Raw genomic sequence first — 18,215 nt, forward strand, 5'->3', positions numbered from 1 at the left:
TCCGATTCATGTTTACTCTTCGATTCTCTTGCATAAATCCTCACCAAAGGCTACTCCAAGGGAACCACCCGAATCCCAACTGACATGAATCGTTCCTATGTCATCAACACTAGTAACCGTACCTTTAGATCCAGGCTGAAGTTTAGTATAAGGGTCGTTCATTTTAAGTAGCATCACACGTGTTCCTGGAGTGTAATAGCTTCTAAGTTGCTTTAGCATTTCTGGGTGAATGATATTCATTGTTCACTCACCTCCTGCTTGGCCGTTCCGCTTTTGAAAGCGGAGCTACCTGAAAGCTTGGAAAGGAGAATCTTTCGTTCCATCTTATATTCTGGTCCGATAAAACCAAGCCTTAGCAGGAAGCAACGGAAAGCATATTTTTCATTCTCTACTGATTTCTCGGTGGAGTTGACACGGGTCTGTTTTTTCGCCATTTCGCAAAGTGCCGTGACAAAATGGGTGTATGCCTTAACCTCCTCTGAGGAGCACTCACCTTGAAACCAAGGGAATGCTACAAATTCCTCATATACAATGATGGGAATGGAATCCGTATCAATTGCTTTCTTTATTAGAGTTGCTTTGCTCTCTACCAATCCTTTTAGGTTCTCGATTGCCGTGTCGGTAAAATCTGCCCGTGGCATTTGAATTATCAGATTGATAGATTCTTCCGTTTCATTTGCTTCTGCTTTCGGAGGTGGTGCGTCAAATTCTTCTGAAATTGCTTTGAAGTCGTGAAGTCCCAATAGATCATCGACCAGTTCCTTTTTATCTGGTCCGCTTAGAACTCCGTTTTTGTTAACATTGTAGTCTGCCACCTCATATGCAAATGTAGGTGCTCCGAGATATTTTACAGGGGCGTTTAGTTGTTGGCTGATTGCGTTAACCAGTGCTTTTCTTTTTGGTCCCGTAACATTATAGTTAATCTTCATTTTCATACCGCCTTTCTATTTTCGGTACGTACATATATCACTCTAAAAGCTGTTAATATCAAGTCATTTAGAGCATCTTTCTGTAGAAAATACGGTTTGAAAATACGGTTCCATTAATCGGCGGTATTTTGTGTAGATAACACAATGCCAGTCAGCACAAAACAAACGCATGGAAGTGCTACGCCATTACCCCACATTTTATATTCAGCTGCATCGGAATGAGGATTGTTAAGCCATTTTATAATCTTATTTCTTGTTTTTGGCCTTTTGCTTTTACCTATAATTTTGCGGTGAGTTTCCCAAACCTGCGTCCAGAATGAAATTTCATCTTCTTTAGGATTTTCCGTACCAAGATCATCGCACCAATCATCGGGAAAACCTTGCAATCTTGCACATTCCGTTGGCGTAAGCCTTCGAACAATATAGTCCGGCTCAACCAATCCATTTTGATAGCCTGGATTGGTACCATTGATAATCGTATTTGATGTACCATCCTGTCTGTAGCATTGACTTTCAGCTTTCATCTGAGGATAAAACGAATCTGGGTGCGCCACTGCTCCAGGACCTTTAGCTGTGAGCGTAGGTTGCTGTTCTTCATCTATAGTCGGTTTATATAGAGCGTTCTTTCCTTGATTAAAAGCCGCCCGATCAATACCGTAAGAAGGCTGAGTCACAACAGGAGCATCCTTATAATCTCTCGACAATAACGTTGGTGCTTTATCTTCTTCAACCTGTGCATAGGCTCCGGTAGTCATGGCATAGGCAACAGCATGACGATCGGCGGTATTAAGCGTAAAAGAAACATCTTCATCTATACCGCTTCCTTGGGGACCGTTTTTATCCTCTCTACCAATCATCGAGCCTTGCAGAGCAACTACTGCAATACCACCTTGATTACACCCCGGATTTCCTCCATTGGCATCAATAGTTCGAGAAGTATCCGCTTCATATATACCGCTATGTGGATTGCTTGACTGCATGGAATTGCTTTTATCAGAACATATGCCATATGCGGTAGGCACAAAAACGGTTTGATCATTATTGCATCCAAGAGTTGCAGACTTATCATCTTGTATCAATGCACCCTTACCACCGCCTTCACAGCCAGAGCGGATTTTTAACGTTTTAGGAGTGTTCATAATAAGGGGTACATTCCCGCCACCAGTTCCCATCCGAGAGGTTAGCGTCTGTACTTTATTATCCTCCGAGAGTTTCACACGGCTATCGGTTGGATGGTTTTCTATTACAACAGCTGTTTGATTATCTCCCATGTTTGCACGAAGTGATCCACTTAAGTTTTCGTCAGTATGTCCCCCAATGCGAGAAGCCGCACCAGGTTCAAAGGACATGACTGTACCCGGGACAACGCCTGCTCTAAGTGTAGGGGAGCGTTCTTCCTCATATCCTACACTTCTGCTCTTGGCACTGTGTTCAGTACAAAATCCGCTTGACTGCATTACGCAAGGCTGGTGTCCATGTTCCTCTGCTCGAAGTGTTGCAGTAATATCCTTCGAAACAGACATCACTCTTCCGCCTTGGTCATTTAGGCAAGTTATGCTATCGCCTGTTTTTCCAGTGCATTTTTTAGCATTGTCGGCAGTTCTTTGCCACGGGCTGCCGCCCGACGTAAAATTCCTTGGCATGCCTTCGGACTCAAATAGTATTTCTCCGGCACATCTGTCTGCAAAATCTGCGACAAGGTAGATTCTACGACGACGTTGGGGGACTCCGAAATATTGCGCATCGATAGTTCGGTAAGCCACACTCCATCCGTCTCCCATATAGATGTCTGCGTAAGGCCATCGTCTTTTTTCAGGAAAAGGCACCGAGGTGTTCGGTTCTTTGACACCGATAACCGTTTCGAGGACTGCCCTGAAGTCCTCTCCTTTATTTGACGAGAATGCGCCGGGGACATTTTCCCAGACTGCGTACCTTGGATATTGTCCATTGGTCTTACACCTCATTTCTTTAATAATTCGGATTGCTTCATAAAAAAGGACGGATTGCTCTCCGTCCAGACCGGCTCTTTTACCCGCCACACTCATATCCGTGCATGGAGAACCAAAGGTTATGATATCTACAGGCGGAAGCTCCGCACCATTTAATTTGTTTATATCTCCATAATGCTTCATCTGAGGGATACGTTTAGTCGTAACCCTTATAGGAAACGGCTCAATTTCAGATGCCCATAAAGGTTCGATGCCACAAAGCAAACCACCCAGAGGAAAGCCACCACTACCATCAAAGAGGGAACCAAGTGTTAATTTACTCATCCTCATTCACCTCTGGCAGGTCACAATATCTGAATTTCGAACCATCTCTTAATAGAAATACACCATCAGAATTTCCCACTTGCTCAATATACCTTTTTACAATGACATCGCAGTACTTTTCATCAAGTTCAATGGTGTAACAAATTCTATCGGTCTGCTCACAGGCAATCAGTGTGCTTCCTGAACCACCGAAGGGATCAAGCACAATGCAGTTACTAAGGCTTGAGTTCATAATGGGATATGCCACAAGTGCCACTGGTTTCATGGTTGGATGGTCGCCGTTCTTCTTTGGTTTCTCAAACTCCCAGATAGTGGTCTGCTTACGGTCTGAATACCAAAGATGCTTGCCTTTCTTTTTCCAACCGAAAAGAACCGGTTCATGTTGCCACTGGTATGGGGAGCGTCCAAGAACAAGGGACTGCTTTTTCCATATACAAGTACCGGATAGATAAAATCCCGCATCGGAGAATGCTCTTCTGAAATTGAGTCCTTCCGTATCAGCATGGAATACATAAATAGAAGCGTCCTTTGCCATCGCTGCTTCGGTGTTTTGAAATGCCGCAAGCAGAAAATCATAGAACGCTTCATTAGCCATATTGTCATTTTTGATTTTTCCAGCAGTGCCTTCATAGTTGACGTTATATGGAGGGTCCGTAACTACCAGATTGGCAGCTTTCCCATCCATCAAGACATCAAAGGTGTCTTTCTTTGTACTGTCTCCACAGACTAATCGATGCTGTCCAAGTAGCCAAACATCCCCTAAATGCGAAACAGCGGGCTTTTTCAGCTCACTGTCTACATCAAAATCATCTTCTTTTATATTATCCTTAAGGGAATCCTTGAAAAGATCGTCCAACTCTCCCGGGTCAAAACCTGTCAAAGACACATCAAAGTCTGAAGCATTTAGGTCCGTGATGAGAAGTGCTAATTTGTCTTTATCCCAATCACCACTAATTTTATTTAGTGCAATGTTCAGCGCCTTCTCCTTTTGCTCATCCATTTCAACTACTACGCATTCTATCTCATCTATACCCATACTAAGCAGGACTTTTAAACGCTGATGACCTCCGATAACTCTGCCTGTAGTCTTATTCCATATAACGGGTTCTACATAACCAAACTCCTCAAGGGAGCGTTTAAGTTTCTCATATTCCGAATCACCCGGTTTTAAATCTTTCCTTGGGTTATATTCAGCGGGGATGAGTTGTTTCGTTTTAATCTTCTCTATCAACATACTTTTCCACCGCCTTTCTAAATTCACTGTATTTATTTACATCCTCCCACGGGAACAGACAACTGTTAAAGTGACCATAAGCCGCGGTGTCAGAGTAAATCACATTTCTAAGACGCAGTTTTTCAATGATGGCCGCAGGTCTTAAGTTGAAAGTTTCCTGGGCAGCAAGAGTTAATATTTCATCAGAAATAGTGCCAGTACCCAGGGAATTTATAGTAAAGGCTACTGGGTTTGCCTTACCAATGGCATAGGAAATACTCACTTCACACTTCTTTGCATAACCACACCAAACAATATGCTTGGCAATATACCGAGCCATGTAAGCACCGCTTCGGTCAACTTTGGTTGGGTCTTTACCACAAAAAGCACCACCTCCATGAGATGCAAGCCCTCCATAGGTGTCGACCATGATTTTTCTTCCGGTCAAACCCGTATCGGCAGCGGGACCACCAAGTACGAACTGACCTGATGGATTGATGAGAATTTCTGTTTCATCATCAAAAGGGAAGTCTTCAAAGCACTGCCATAAGACATTGTTAAGGATATCTGCCTTAAGTTCTTCCTGTGTTTTATTTTTATCGTGCTGTACCGATATCACAATCGTCTTTATTCTCACTGGAGTGTCAGCTTCATATTCTACCGTTACTTGTGCTTTACCATCGGGAAGAATCCCTTTTATCAGCTTTCCTTTACGACAATCATCCAGTCTCTTTACGATTCTGTGAGAAAGTACAAGGGGTAGGGGAAGCATTTCCCTTGTTTCCTTTGTAGCATAGCCATACATTGTTCCCTGGTCTCCGGCACCTATGGAACCGTACTGTTCATTTATTCCATTTCGTGCTTCTAGCGCGGTATTCACACCAGCCGCAATATCTACACTTTGATTATGTACATATACATAAATCAAAAATTTTAAAGGGTTGTATCCCACATCTTTCAGTACAGTATTTACAATGTCTCTAATGTTCACTTTCTCGCTGCAGGAGATCTCGCCCGCCACGATAATTTTTCCTTTAGTCGCCATAACCTCGCAAGCCACCCTTGATGCCCTATCTTTACGTAAGCAAGCTTCCAAAATGCTATCTGCTATGATGTCGCATAGTTTATCAGGATGTCCAGCACATACACTTTCAGCTGTTAAATATCTTTTACTCATTACATATCTCCTCATCTTTATTTTCCTCTGCGGGCAGATAGCAGTCGCTCCATCACATCGTCCTGTGGGTTTAAACCAGAATACTCTGTAGCACAATTCTCTTTAACGATTTGATAAATCTCCATCCACAATCTGTTTGTCTGACTCATAAAGTTCTGACTCATAGCTACATATGGACTTTGAATAGCATTGCCGGTAGTTGGATGCTTGGCAAGAAAGCCAAACTCAGTTACCGCCTCCTCACACTGTATCCATCTGGCCGCACTCATGGCATATCGTTCTAGAAGCTGCGGGAGCACCAAATGGGCACAGCCTCGCTCCTCAAGCCATTTCCAAGTAATTTCATAAATCTCGCTGGCTACTAGGGTTTTCCCGTCCTTTTGCACCGCTGAGAGCATGGCCCTTGGCTTTGGCATTTCCTGCCCCTTTAAATCAGCGGTATTTTGGAAGTCAATGATTTCTAGCTTTCTCTTACCTGGATTTCCCTGTGCAATTTTATCAGCAAGCGGTTTCTTTTTTTGACCAGAGCCTATACGGGCACCGCCACGATTTGTTCCATCTTTGGCCATTCACTCACCTCTTTTCGTCGATGGGTCTATTACCCTGTTTGAAACCGCGAATTTTCACGCGTTGCCCCACGCCCGTTACACAAATGAAAAGCTGTGGAGATTTGACTCCCCCTACCGGGTTCCCCAACGGTCTCCATCTCTTGCTGTGATAGCAGAGTGGCAAGGAGTACAAAGAGCCATCAGATTACTTCTATCGTGAGTCCCTCCTCTTGCAAGAGGAAGAATGTGATGGACTTCATTTGCTGGGGTCAGCTTTCCTTGTCGTTTACATTCCTCACAAAGAGGATGAGCTGCAATGTAGCGGTCACGTATCCTTTTCCAAGCACGACCATAACGCTTACGGGTTGCTGGGTCACGGTCGTACTTTTCATACCGTGCGGCTTCCTTTTTAGCATGTTCTTCACAAAAACGTCTGTCAGTCAGCTCTGGACAACCAGGATAAGAGCATGGACGCTTAGGTTTTTTTGGCATACTGCACCTCCTTTTGCCCATAGAAAAAGCCCTCGCAGGAGTGGTTCTCCCGTGAAGGCTTCTGTTTATTAATATTCCATACTACCATTATATAACTTTCACTACAGACAAACAGTGTCATCGTATGCCAAACTGTGCCAAAGTGTGCCAACCTTTTGCGAGCATTCAGATTACTGCGTACAAAAACCACCAATAGATATTTTCAAAAATATCCAAAGTTATTGACATGTTTATTGTAATTGTTATAATAACAATGTCCAATATCTTTGACATAGGTGATACTGTTGAAAAATAAAATTAAAGCAATACGGAACAAATTGGGGATAACACAAGAGCAACTTGCTAAGAAGTGTGGAGTTGTTAGACAAACAATAAATTGTATAGAGAATGATAAATATGATCCCACACTGGAACTGGCTTTCAAATTATCAAAAACGTTAAAAGTAAAGGTAGATGAATTGTTTATTTATGAATAAATTTCATTCAAATTATATAATAACAATGAAAGATATTGTAAGGGAAGGTAATGATATCTTACATCGACCAACACTGGAAGTGATGGTACCTCCCCCTGAGGAAGATAAGGAAACATTAACTAGTATGATGAATTTCTTAAAAAATAGTCAAGACCCCATTCTATCCAAAAAATATAAATTACGTGGAGGAGTTGGATTATCCGCGAATCAGATTGGCTTGAATAAGCGAATGTTTGTAGCGTATTTCACTGACGAGATGGGGAAAGAACATGAATATACCCTTATTAATCCAAAAATTATTAGCCATTCCGTTTCTATGATTTACTTACCACCAAGTGAAGGGTGCCTATCTGTTGATCGAGATATAAATGGGTTCGTACCAAGATATGAGAGAATTAAAGTGAAAGGGTTTAATTTAGAAGGAGAAGAAATAATATTAAAACTCAATGGCTATTCCTCTATTGTTATTCAACATGAAATAGATCACCTAAATGGAATTATGTTTTATGAGCGTATCAATAAAGAAAATCCTTTCAAACTACCAGAAAACTGTAAAAGTTTATACTGAGATCATGCATTAGGTCGGTATTCAAAGTGGGTAAGCAATGAGTTGTTGTTTTGACAGCTCATTTTAATTTAATAATCATTAAAAAGGAGAAACTAATTATTTAAATCACTGTAATTTTCATACAATGACTAAGGTAATGGTGAAGAGGGCCTTTTAACCCTCTTCCTGCACTATTTTCCGGTTACTCCTTTTTATTTTGGAACCTTTAAATGTTGCAAAGCGGATGAATGGAGTCTATGCACGGTTCTCATAGAAACATTAAGGTTAACACAGATTTCTTCCCAGTTAAGAAAGTTAATGTATCGGTAGCGAAGAATCAGCTTCTCATCTACGTTTTCCATCTGGTTAATTGCTTCACGGATATCTGATTTAAGCTTTACTAACCGTTCAACCTCTTGTTGTATCTGTTGCTCCAAATCTACTATTCTAATCACATACTTTTCAAAGGGTGGGTCAGTACACTTGGTTCGACTGACTTTTTCCTCAAGAACGGGGGATGAAACACTTCTTGATAGTTCCCTTAAGTTTTGTAACTCTTCAAGGTCGGAATTAATCAATTCATTCAGACGATAGGCCTGTTTTAAGAATTCCTTAGCTGTCATCATCGCACCACCTCCTCTTGTAGCTGTTGGATTAACATGTCAGGGTTTAGAGAGGTAAGGACATTGAACAATTCAGAATGAAAGAAGCACTCCACCTCACGTTTCGTATATAAAGCAGAATCATTGCGAGGGTGTTTTGCTAGTCTTTTCAGTGCAAAACGATAATCCTTAACTGCCTGAAGAATAATGGCATTTGCCAGTTTTTCAAATGCATCCATCATACGGCATCCCTCGCTTTCCCAAGATTTGCTTTGACCGCATTAATAAGATCGGATTGTGTCTTTTCCTTTCGTTTCAAGGCTCCCATCACATCTTCATCGATTGTGCCTTTAGTAATGATGTGATGGATTACTACTGTCTCTTTTTGTCCTTGTCTCCAAAGTCTCGCATTTGTTTGTTGATAGAGTTCCAGACTCCAAGTAAGTCCAAACCAGATAAGCGTTGAACCTCCACTTTGTAAGTTGAGACCGTGCCCCGCTGATGCAGGATGGATAACTGCCACAGAAATATCACCGTTGTTCCAATCCTTAATATCCTTGGAAGTTTTAATTTCTCTGACATTGAATTTTGCCTTAATACGCTCTAAATCGTGATTATACCAATAGGCAATAAGCACAGGTTTGCCGTTAGCACCTTCAATTAAATCCTCAAGAGCATCTAGCTTGCGGTCGTGGATAATATGGGGGTTTTTATCATCATCATAGATAGCACCGTTTGCCATTTGTAGAAGTTTGCCTGAAAGGACAGCTGCATTCATGGCATCTATTTCTTCATCGCCAAATTCAAGGACCATCTCTTCACGAAAGTGATCATATACTGATTGTTCTTTTTCATATAGATAGACAGGTACTTCATTGATCACGCATTCTGGCATTTTGAGAAAATCTACCGACTTCATGGAAATGGTAATATCTGAAATGAGCCGATATATGGCATCTTCAGCACCTGGCAATGGCTTATATGAAAACACAATCTGCTGATTTCGTTTATCCGGTGTAAAGTAGGAATTGCGGTAGTGTGTTATGTACCTGCCGAGTCTTTTACCCATGTCGAGAATACGAAACTCTGCCCACAAATCCATTAATCCATTACTGGAGGGTGTACCCGTAAGACCCACAATCCGTTTTGCCCTCGGTCTTACTTTTAGTAAACTTTTAAACCTTTTTGCGCCATAGGACTTAAAAGATGATAGTTCATCAATGACCACCATATCGAAATTAAAAGGAATACCGCTTTTGTTTACCAACCAGTCAACATTTTCTCTGTTTATAAGATAGACACTTGCAGGCTTCCTTAGAGCCGCCAATCGCTCCTGCTCTGTACCGATTGCTACCGAAAACTTGAGTCCTTTTAAATGCTCCCACTTATTTATCTCAGCTGGCCAAGTATCCCTAGCTACTCGAAGTGGAGCAATAACCAGAACCTTTCCAACTTCAAAACGATCAAGACATAGGTCAAATATAGCCGTTAGAGTAATGACGCTTTTGCCAAGACCCATTTCTAAAAACACCGCAGCAATGGGATGCTCTAGAATGAAGTTCGTTGCATAGGTCTGATATTTATGAGGATTGTATTTCACCCAGTATCCCTCCAATCTGCTTAACATCATCAATGACATAGCAGGCAAAGCCTAACTTCTGTAATTGCTTTATTCTTCTAATCTGTAACAGGCGAGGTTTCTTTCCCGGAGCCTTTAATTCCACAAAAGCCATCTTCCCATATGGTAAAAGCACTATGCGGTCTGGCATCCCATCTAAACCTGGGCTAACAAACTTCGCCGCAATGCCTCCCATCTTTTTTACCTCAGCCACCAGTTTCTTTTCGATATATTTTTCAAGCATAAATACCTACCTCCCATATAAAAAGCTCGGAACAAGAAAACAACTTTGACCCATTTTTCCTATACGCGCGCGTATGCGTGTATGCACAGGCTACTATTACTTCTTTTTACTATTTATAAATAAATAGGATACTTCTTGTTCCACTTGTTCCGAACCGTTGATTTTCCTTATCGTTACTAGCTTTAGGGAAAGAACCAGTATGGGAACAAGGTAAGGTACAACTTAGTTTTGTTCCTCGACTCGGGAATAAGCTCGTTGCTTTCCGTAGACAGGAAACGTCACAACACCATTCTTGTTCCCAGTGTACTTGTTCCACTCACTGATCTTTCTCATAATGGCACCGATGGCATAGGAATCTGAAGGCTTTAGCATTGATGCCTCTTTACCGAAACACTCACACCAAATCTCCATATTGCAGACAAGAGTCCTTTTTACTGTTCCAACACGGGTGCCGCCACCAAATTCGCTACCGCCGAGGAAATTTCTACGCTCGTACAAAGACATCGTGTCCCAATCATCCGGCAAGAGCGTATCCAAGTAAGTACGAACCAGTCCTTCTCGTTCATCTGTTTCCATCGCATCTGCCTGTTCACTGGTTGCCATGGTTACATCATCACCTTCAAGGTAGAGTTTTTCGCCCTTCTCATATAATACTAGTGCCTCTGCCCAAATCTGCTGTACTTCCTCTTTGGTCATCTGCCAAGCTTTCTTTCTACTGTTACCACTAATGCGGACTGGCCAAAATCTGCGGTTGCCCGTAATATCACGAAGAAAACCGCTTTCCGCATTGGTAGAACCTACAATCACGCATTGACGGGGATGGCTTTCCACGTTGACCCCATAACTGGCACGGTACTTATCATCCGCCCTAGAAATAAAGGACTTCACAATCTCCACATCCGTCTTACGCATCCCAGCAAGCTCACCGAGTTCCAACAACCAATATCCCTGAAGTTTTTCAGCCCCAGATTTATCTTTCATGTCCGTGAGAGTTAAACTGTCTGAAAACCAGTCTCCAGCAAGTTTGGCAAAGAAGGTTGACTTACCAATACCTTGAGGCCCGTTTAAGATTAGAACACTATCAAACTTTGTACCGGGTCTATAAATGCGTGCTACCGCTGCAACCATCGTTTTGCGAATCACCGCTTTTGTGTAGGAATTATCTGTTGCACCGAAATAATCAATGAGCAGATTTTCCACTCGACTAATACCATCCCATTTTGGCAGTGAGTCGAGATACTCCTTAACAGGATGGTAGGCTCGTTCTGACGCTACAGCTAACACAGCATCTTTGGTCTTTGTAGGGGAATAGACTCCGTATTTGCTGCTTAAGTACACCTTAAGAAGTGCGTTATCCGAATCATTCCAACCCATCTTGATCTGTTCCCAAGGCAGACCACCTTTGGCATCAATACCGTCACGGTGGCAATTGAAAGCGATATGCTGTAATTCCTCATCATGCCGAATAATCAAGACAATGTTATCCAGTGTGTCTTTTATCCGACCTTGCTTATCTAGTTCCAAACCTGTCTGCCAATCCTCATCACTAAACTCCTCTTCAGCCTGAGCCTGTCTTTCCTTTGCGAACTCGGCTTTTACCGCTTCGTCTTTTATAGCAAACTCGCACATTGCCACAAAAGACGGCATCCTGCCAGGAGCCGTAGTAGTGGAAGCTCTATCATCTAAAGAGCCAAATTTATGAATACGAACGAGATCAAAAGCATTAAGAAGCAGGCCGCTTGCTGGATCAGTAGCATGGTGGCTGTATGCAAATTTATCATCATAAATAATCACACCCGCACTACTGTCAGCTGGAATATAGTCATAACGCCCTTCCATAGCAGATGGGGCATAAACTGCACCTAAAAATTTATCAATTGCTTCACGAACGGAATAGGCGCGACAGAAAGTTCCTACCACACCTTCCTTTAAAAGAGGATCTGCTTGTTCTTTAAGACTGCGATTAATAACTTCAGACTGCCTGCTTGATACGGGCCAAGTTGATGTATCTCGCCAGTTTTCATATTTTGAAAGATAAACATCCGGGTCAAGTAATGCTCCATCCTGCTCTTCGTAGACAAATTCACCATTAGAGGAAGTAGATGGCCAATACATAAGGCGATGAGCTTCATATGTCGTATCATCGAAAAGGTCAATACCGATTTCTTTTGCCACCATACGTCCAACGGCTGCATATTCTTCTTCACTGATCTCACGAGCAAGGGGAACGATAAGTCTGAGTCTCGGATTTTCTGGTGTATGTTTATGAGTGGAGTAAACACAGCATTTGTAGTCGAAAAGCATACTGATTTGCTCCCAAATATCCGGTCTACCGTAATCCATATCAAGGGTAAGCAAAGAGCGACATAGAACATTGCCCTTCTTTCGCCTTCCTTCTTTTAAATGTCCTCCGACAAAGCCACCCACGTCTTTGATATCATCTTGTTGACCTTTTTTAAGTTTCCGATATTCTTCTACCGTTTCTGTAGTACGTTGCGTCGTCTTTACACGGGAGCAAAAATCCACCCAGGAGATATCTTTGTTTTTCCATTTCCTATCCATCCGGCTATTGCCCACTGCAATTTTCATAAGCTTTCAACCTCCTCATGCTCCGGACTAAAATACCTGACCGTTTGTCTGCGTTTCTTGGCTACTTCAATTTCCCTCGCCATACCGCTTGAGATGGTATTGCCCAGCACCCACACCTCGGAGCATTTGCCCATAAGCACGATGTCCATAAATATGGCAAGCTCCCGTTCTTCGGGATTTTCATCATCCATAAACTGAGGAAACATAAGATGGGGAGCAATTGGGATACAGTTTTGGTCTAGAGCAAACCTGCAAAAACTGCGAGCCTTTTTAATGTTTCCTTCTACATCACCGGAATAGGGAGAACAGATATATACAAGCGGCTTAAAGGCAGATTTTTTCTCTGCCTTTTCCTTTCTCATTATGTTGGTCAGTGCTTCATGGGGAGTTGGGTCATGGTATCCTTCATGGTTAAATTTGTTGATTCCCATTACACACCCTCCATTTCTATCTGTGGCAAAATACCGTCTGCCTTCATCAGTTCGTAAATGAAGAGTCTGCCTTTTTGTGTCCAATATGTATGGACCTTTGTATGCTGTTGCCCATTACTGCCAAGGTAGCTATGAGTCTTAGTGCTGGTGTAACCTTTTTCCGCATACTTCTGATATAAAAGCCAAATGCCGCCTTGTTTAAATTGGATGCCCTTTTTATTAAGATAGCGGTTCATCCAAATAGCTGACTTACCGTAATCTTTGGCGATTGCTGATGTGGAAATGAGGTCTTTGCAATTTAAAACCACATCGTAATAAGACACTTTCGGTTTCATTTCTGCAATTTGCTGATTCTGAACAGCAATCGTACCTTCAAGCATTTTATTTTGTTTCCTTACTTGAGTTAGCTGTTGATTGGCAATCTGAAGTGCCCTTGCCATGATCGCTTCTGGGGAATTCCATCTTCTTTCTATTTCAAGAAAGTATTGACGGCACTCTTTCCCTTTTGGAGTACGCTGTATCATGCACAGCTCTTTTGCCATGTCAATTGTTAACTGATGGTCAATGCTTGGTCTGCCTCCAGTACTTTCGCTCAAAAATGAGCTAAAGTCTGATCCTTCCTCAAATCCGTACTCACACATTCTTGGAAACCAGTCTTTATAAGCGGTCTTTACTTCCAAGGCTTCATGTAAATCACGACCGAGTACGGTTGGTCGTTGATTTTCATAATTAATTTTTACTAATTCGTCCATACGAATTACCTCCTGCAATATAGTCAGAGAGGAAACCCCTCTACCTAATAGCCACAGGAGGTAATGATTGTTGAGGATTTTGAAAAAATTTATTTTAATCTTTTTGATAAAACTGACACTCATAGCCATCAGCGCTAAGTAACAGACCATTTGCCCATGTTGGTGTCCTAGCCATCTGTTCACAGATAGCGGAAAGTGACATTCCCATATCTGCCTCGATGATAATTTCATCGTGTACATGAGCCACAATAGAACAATTCTTTAATGTCTGCATGGCATGACACAAAATGTCACGACTGATTGCCTGAACAATATTCTCTACAAATTTGGGTCCATAGCTATCGATTCTTTCCCATTTCTTCGTCCCACCGACCCCTTCGTAAGTAACCGACTCACCGCCAAACATATTCTCTCCCATACGAGGTTTCACATAGGCAAGCCGTCTACCAGAGGGGAGGACAATAAAGAGCATTCCACTTTGATAGATAAATTTAATGCCGTGTGTCTCTGTAGGAGTTTTTTGCTTAACACAAGTTTTTACTGCACGGTCAACATCCCACCAAAGTTTTGTGATATTGGGATTGGATTGTCTCCAAGCCGTTACAAGGGGCTGAAGTTCCTCTTCTTCAATTCCCATCTCCAAAGCACCCATTGATTTTAATGCTCCAACAGATCCACCATAACCGAGGGCAAGTTCGGCTATTTTCCCTTTCTGACGAAGGTGACCGTTCACACCATGCTTTTCAACAGGTACATTAAACATCTGAGAGGCACTGGCACAGTAGATGTCACCGCCGTTTTGGAATACATCTATTCTCCATTTTTCACTTGCAAGCCAAGCAATGACGCGAGCCTCAATCGCTGAAAAATCTGCCACAATGAACTTCATACCTTCTCGCGGTATAAAAGCAGTACGGATAAGTTCCGACAGTACCTCTGGGATTGAATCATAGAGTAAAGTAAGAGCATCAAAGTTTCCGCTTCGAACTAAAGCACGAGCCTGTTCCAAATCGGGCATATGGTTTTGGGGGAGATTTTGCAACTGAATCAGCCTGCCAGAGAATCTGCCGGTTCTGTTGGCTCCGTAAAACTGAAACATTCCTCTTGCACGACCGTCACTACATACCGCATTTTCCATTGCCGTGTATTTTTTCACCGATGATTTTGCAAGCTGCTGGCGAAGTTCCAAAACAGTGCCTAGTGGTTCAGGAGCCGTCTTTAACATCTCAGCAACCGCTTTTTTACCAAGGGTATCTGTTTCTAGCCCATTGTCGGCAAGCCAGTCTTTCATTTGTTGTACAGAGTTTGGATTCTCCAAATTAGTTATATCTTGCATCGTAGCCATTAGCTTTTCACGAGAATGTTCATCCATCTCTACAGCCTGTTTTACGAAAGTCATGTCAATGGCAATGCCACGATCATTGATTACCTGGTCGAGATGATATTCCTCCCAGATGTTCTCTGGTACTTGAAACTTGGATAATTTCTGTTGCATTGACATCTCGGATTCCACATCGCGAATGTTATATACTTTAAACCGCTCCCATTTATCCATGTCGTGTTCTGGTAAATTACGAACTCGACCACCATTAGATTTTGTAGGGGAGCAAGGTGTACAGAAATATTTGATGAGGTCTTTACCCTCTGTTAGCTTTTGTTTCTCCAAACCTAGAACTGCACCGACTCCCTCCAAAGAAAGAGGTAATCCCATATATGCCGACCATATCATGGAACATTTCCAGGATGCGGGGTTAAGATATTCAGTAAGGTTAAGCCATTTTGATAGACACACACGCTCAAACATTGCATTGAAAGCCCACTTGGTAACGGAATCATCCATAAGTGCGTTTATAATTTCATCGGGGATTTCCTCCCCACTGGCAAGGTCAACCACCTGTACTTCACCGCCATCCACCGAATAACCAAATAGTAGAATTTCAAAATCATCACTCTCTGCATAACGGTAAACTCCAGACTTTTGAAGGTTGGCACTACTAAATGTTTCAATATCAATAGAAATAGAATTCATATATTACCGCCCTTTCCAATGCAAACGAGGTGGCAGAAGAACAACCTCCACCACCTCGTCTGTATTTATTCCTTATGCTAGAAAATCATCATCAATAGTTGTGAAATCATCAGCTGCATTGGTTCTTCCACCTAAAGGCTCTCCATCTCTTATCTTCTGGATGTTGCCAAGACCACATGCTACACCCTTATTGCCATTAGAGTTAAAAGCGTAGAAATTTAGGGATACTCTTGCATAACAACCGCTGTAAACCTCGTTACGATCCAGGATAGGTCTAACCGCTTTATCTACTATTTGGGGTGGAGTCTTGCTGTTGGCATTTACAAAGTAATGTCCTTTGTAAGCCTCGTCATCACGTTCTACGTCACCATCTCGAAGTGGCAGTTTAATAGCCGCCTTATTCGGCTTTTTACCACCAAACTTTGCAATGCCCTCTTCAATGGCTGCATCTATTGCTGCATTGATAGCATTGATGGTTTCCTTATCTGTTTTGGGAATCAATACGGATACGCTGTATTTTTCCGCTCCGCCATTGATGGATACGGGTTCCCAGCCGTGAAAGTAGCTAAGACGTGTGTCGACACTTGTAATAACCTTCGTTCTGTTTTGATTATTCATATTCCAATTCCTCCGTTATTTCGTTAAATTCATTTTTTACGTTTGATATATTCATAGCTGGCCGCTTGTCCGAATTTGGAACTAGCGTTGGCTTGCCCGGTGGTTTATGTATGAGACCACCAAGAATTTGCTCAAATTTCTTTTTGCCCATCAGCTTCTGCATTTCTGTAAGGGTTATGAGACTCTGACGGTAGATGTCCTTATATCCATTTGCCTTGGCCGCTTCAGCCACAGCCCCTTCGTCCTTATATTTCCGAACTGATCTGCCCTCGACTACCTTAAAACCATGCCATTCTTTCCCGTGATTAACGGCAGCATCCGTGGCATAAGCAATGATTTCATTTGCCCATTTTGTAAGATCGGACAATTTAGAGAGAACTTCCTCAATTTCAGAATCCGTAAGCAGGGGTGGCAGTTTAAATTCCATCTGTGCTAATTTCAGCTTTTCTTCTGCTCTTGCACGGCATTTAACAGCCGCTCGACAGAAAGTACACCATTCACCTGGAAGATAGTCACCTTCGCCTTCATAGGCCTTTTTCGCCTTTGGCTTCAGTTCATTTTCTGCCCAGTCTTTTAATTCCTTTACCGGGATTGTCCATGTGCTGACATTTTCCCTGCGGGGTTGGAAGATGGTCATGGAAACCTCCTCGATATCATACAGGCTATCGTAGATTTCCAAAGCACCAAGGGCATATAATTTCATCTGCGGGTTTTCCACTGCATCTACTAACACACCCATGCCATACTTAAAATCGATAATATGAAGCTTTTTATCTCCAATAATGATGCAGTCACCAGTTCCGAACCCCTGCGGTACATAGCAGGAAAAATCAAGACGTTGTTCAATAAGTATTAACGGGTCCGTACAGCTTTGCCTTGCCAGTTCAAGCTGCTCCATTACAAATTCCACATAGGCATCGCTGTGTTCTTCCATCTCATCGGTGTTATAAGCCGAGACAGGGCGCTTACTTCTCATGTGAAGTGCTTTTTTAAGTTTATGTTCACAGAGAGCGTGGGCGGCAGTGCCTTCAGCAGCCGCATTGGATTCGCTATTTTCAAATTCCAGTTCCAATCTTGCAGATGGTAGGCAATTAAGCCACCTGTGGGACCCTGATGCGGAAAGTACTGCATGATCACTCATTCCCTAGTACCTCCGCATCTTTCAACATATCTGCATAATGTTTTGGGTCAACTTCGCTTAATTTAGAGCCACCGTATTTTTGGATGATTTCCCTCACTTGGGCAGTAAGGCCAACCTGACTTTTTTCAGCAAGTTTTGCTCTGACTTCCTCCAGAGTGATTTCCTTTTTCTTTGGCGCAGATTCTTTTACGATTGTAGTCGGTTCTTTTGTTTCCACAGGTTCATTGCCGGCCATTACATCAGCAACCGCTTGTATACTGTCCGCCAAAGAACGCATATCAGAAACCACATCAAGAAGTAGTTTGATTTTGCTCATGGTTTAATCCTCCCTCCTTAATCTCACTGATGGCGAGTTCCTGAACGGTGTCACCCGGAACAAGGATAGTCAGTTTCTGCTTATCACCAAGTAAGAAACGAAGGAAACGCTCCCTTATGGTGACATTACGACAGGAAACAATCCCGCCAGATTGTGGAGTTTTTGAAACACTGATTTTCAAATTGTGTTTCATGTTCTTCACCTCTTTTCGAGAGCGTTT

The 18,215-nt window shown here is 42.4% G+C and carries 21 protein-coding genes; 2 read left to right on the plus strand and 19 right to left on the minus strand.

The genetic code is table 11. From position 1 onward, the window contains the following. Nucleotides 1-12: 12 nt before the first annotated feature. From H9661_RS06805 to H9661_RS06835, 7 genes are all read right to left on the minus strand, one after another. The gene (locus H9661_RS06805; RefSeq protein WP_055742201.1) at nt 13-240 is read right to left on the minus strand and encodes a DUF4314 domain-containing protein; all 228 of its coding nucleotides are present in this window, start codon (nt 238-240) and stop codon (nt 13-15) included. Next, nucleotides 237-929: a hypothetical protein gene (locus H9661_RS06810; RefSeq protein WP_015926205.1), complete on the minus strand. Its 693-nt coding sequence runs from the start codon at nt 927-929 to the stop codon at nt 237-239. The genes H9661_RS06805 and H9661_RS06810 overlap by 4 nt, the downstream gene beginning before the upstream one ends. A 113-nt stretch (nt 930-1,042) precedes the next feature. After that, the gene (locus tag H9661_RS06815) at nt 1,043-3,202 is read right to left on the minus strand and encodes a DNA cytosine methyltransferase (protein ID WP_163200642.1); all 2,160 of its coding nucleotides are present in this window, start codon (nt 3,200-3,202) and stop codon (nt 1,043-1,045) included. Continuing rightward, the gene (locus tag H9661_RS06820; RefSeq protein WP_053995416.1) at nt 3,195-4,436 is read right to left on the minus strand and encodes a site-specific DNA-methyltransferase; all 1,242 of its coding nucleotides are present in this window, start codon (nt 4,434-4,436) and stop codon (nt 3,195-3,197) included. Before H9661_RS06820 ends, H9661_RS06815 begins: the two co-directional genes overlap by 8 nt. Beyond that, nucleotides 4,417-5,592, minus strand: a complete 1,176-nt coding sequence (metK, locus tag H9661_RS06825) for a methionine adenosyltransferase (protein ID WP_147716701.1) — start codon at nt 5,590-5,592, stop codon at nt 4,417-4,419. Before metK ends, H9661_RS06820 begins: the two co-directional genes overlap by 20 nt. 17 nt (nt 5,593-5,609) lie before the next feature. Next, nucleotides 5,610-6,161: a P27 family phage terminase small subunit gene (locus H9661_RS06830; RefSeq protein WP_024400905.1), complete on the minus strand. Its 552-nt coding sequence runs from the start codon at nt 6,159-6,161 to the stop codon at nt 5,610-5,612. 111 nt (nt 6,162-6,272) lie between these two features. Continuing rightward, nucleotides 6,273-6,632 (minus strand): HNH endonuclease, encoded by a 360-nt coding sequence (locus H9661_RS06835; RefSeq protein WP_163200643.1) that lies wholly within the window; start codon nt 6,630-6,632, stop codon nt 6,273-6,275. A gap of 284 nt (nt 6,633-6,916) precedes the next feature. On the opposite strand from H9661_RS06835, the gene H9661_RS06840 reads away from it, so the two are divergent. After that, the gene (locus tag H9661_RS06840; protein WP_027625332.1) at nt 6,917-7,108 is read left to right on the plus strand and encodes a helix-turn-helix transcriptional regulator; all 192 of its coding nucleotides are present in this window, start codon (nt 6,917-6,919) and stop codon (nt 7,106-7,108) included. Further along, the gene (gene def, locus H9661_RS06845) at nt 7,101-7,676 is read left to right on the plus strand and encodes a peptide deformylase (protein WP_027625331.1); all 576 of its coding nucleotides are present in this window, start codon (nt 7,101-7,103) and stop codon (nt 7,674-7,676) included. Before H9661_RS06840 ends, def begins: the two co-directional genes overlap by 8 nt. Before the next feature lie 191 nt (nt 7,677-7,867). On the opposite strand, the gene H9661_RS06850 is transcribed toward def, so the two are convergent. From H9661_RS06850 to H9661_RS06905, 12 genes are all read right to left on the minus strand, one after another. Next, complete coding sequence (locus H9661_RS06850) at nt 7,868-8,281, minus strand: DUF1492 domain-containing protein (RefSeq protein ID WP_000987998.1); 414 nt, start codon at nt 8,279-8,281, stop codon at nt 7,868-7,870. Continuing rightward, entirely contained in the window at nt 8,278-8,499 is a 222-nt protein-coding gene (locus tag H9661_RS06855; RefSeq protein ID WP_264371224.1) for a hypothetical protein, read from the minus strand. Before H9661_RS06855 ends, H9661_RS06850 begins: the two co-directional genes overlap by 4 nt. Beyond that, nucleotides 8,496-9,857, minus strand: coding sequence for an SNF2-related protein (locus tag H9661_RS06860; protein WP_341480411.1), 1,362 nt, complete (start codon nt 9,855-9,857; stop codon nt 8,496-8,498). The genes H9661_RS06855 and H9661_RS06860 overlap by 4 nt, the downstream gene beginning before the upstream one ends. Further along, nucleotides 9,838-10,119: a VRR-NUC domain-containing protein gene (locus H9661_RS06865; RefSeq protein WP_137743042.1), complete on the minus strand. Its 282-nt coding sequence runs from the start codon at nt 10,117-10,119 to the stop codon at nt 9,838-9,840. Before H9661_RS06865 ends, H9661_RS06860 begins: the two co-directional genes overlap by 20 nt. Before the next feature lie 222 nt (nt 10,120-10,341). Continuing rightward, nucleotides 10,342-12,708, minus strand: coding sequence for a virulence-associated E family protein (locus tag H9661_RS06870; RefSeq protein ID WP_163200644.1), 2,367 nt, complete (start codon nt 12,706-12,708; stop codon nt 10,342-10,344). Continuing rightward, nucleotides 12,705-13,139, minus strand: coding sequence for a DUF7768 domain-containing protein (locus H9661_RS06875; RefSeq protein ID WP_055742211.1), 435 nt, complete (start codon nt 13,137-13,139; stop codon nt 12,705-12,707). Before H9661_RS06875 ends, H9661_RS06870 begins: the two co-directional genes overlap by 4 nt. Continuing rightward, the gene (locus tag H9661_RS06880; protein WP_163200645.1) at nt 13,139-13,891 is read right to left on the minus strand and encodes a phage antirepressor KilAC domain-containing protein; all 753 of its coding nucleotides are present in this window, start codon (nt 13,889-13,891) and stop codon (nt 13,139-13,141) included. Before H9661_RS06880 ends, H9661_RS06875 begins: the two co-directional genes overlap by 1 nt. 94 nt (nt 13,892-13,985) lie before the next feature. Continuing rightward, nucleotides 13,986-15,920, minus strand: a complete 1,935-nt coding sequence (locus H9661_RS06885) for a DNA polymerase (RefSeq protein ID WP_163200646.1) — start codon at nt 15,918-15,920, stop codon at nt 13,986-13,988. Between the two features lie 72 nt (nt 15,921-15,992). Further along, nucleotides 15,993-16,538: a DUF2815 family protein gene (locus H9661_RS06890; RefSeq protein ID WP_163200647.1), complete on the minus strand. Its 546-nt coding sequence runs from the start codon at nt 16,536-16,538 to the stop codon at nt 15,993-15,995. Then, a complete protein-coding gene (locus H9661_RS06895; RefSeq protein ID WP_163200648.1) occupies nt 16,531-17,679 on the minus strand; it encodes a DUF2800 domain-containing protein in 1,149 nt (382 codons plus the stop codon). Before H9661_RS06895 ends, H9661_RS06890 begins: the two co-directional genes overlap by 8 nt. Further along, a complete protein-coding gene (locus tag H9661_RS06900) occupies nt 17,672-17,995 on the minus strand; it encodes an rRNA biogenesis protein rrp5 (RefSeq protein WP_163200649.1) in 324 nt (107 codons plus the stop codon). The genes H9661_RS06895 and H9661_RS06900 overlap by 8 nt, the downstream gene beginning before the upstream one ends. Continuing rightward, nucleotides 17,970-18,188 (minus strand): hypothetical protein, encoded by a 219-nt coding sequence (locus H9661_RS06905; protein ID WP_000682242.1) that lies wholly within the window; start codon nt 18,186-18,188, stop codon nt 17,970-17,972. The genes H9661_RS06900 and H9661_RS06905 overlap by 26 nt, the downstream gene beginning before the upstream one ends. Nucleotides 18,189-18,215 lie beyond the last annotated feature (27 nt).

This window comes from Clostridium cibarium (assembly GCF_014836335.1).
Taxonomy (GTDB): domain Bacteria; phylum Bacillota; class Clostridia; order Clostridiales; family Clostridiaceae; genus Clostridium; species Clostridium cibarium.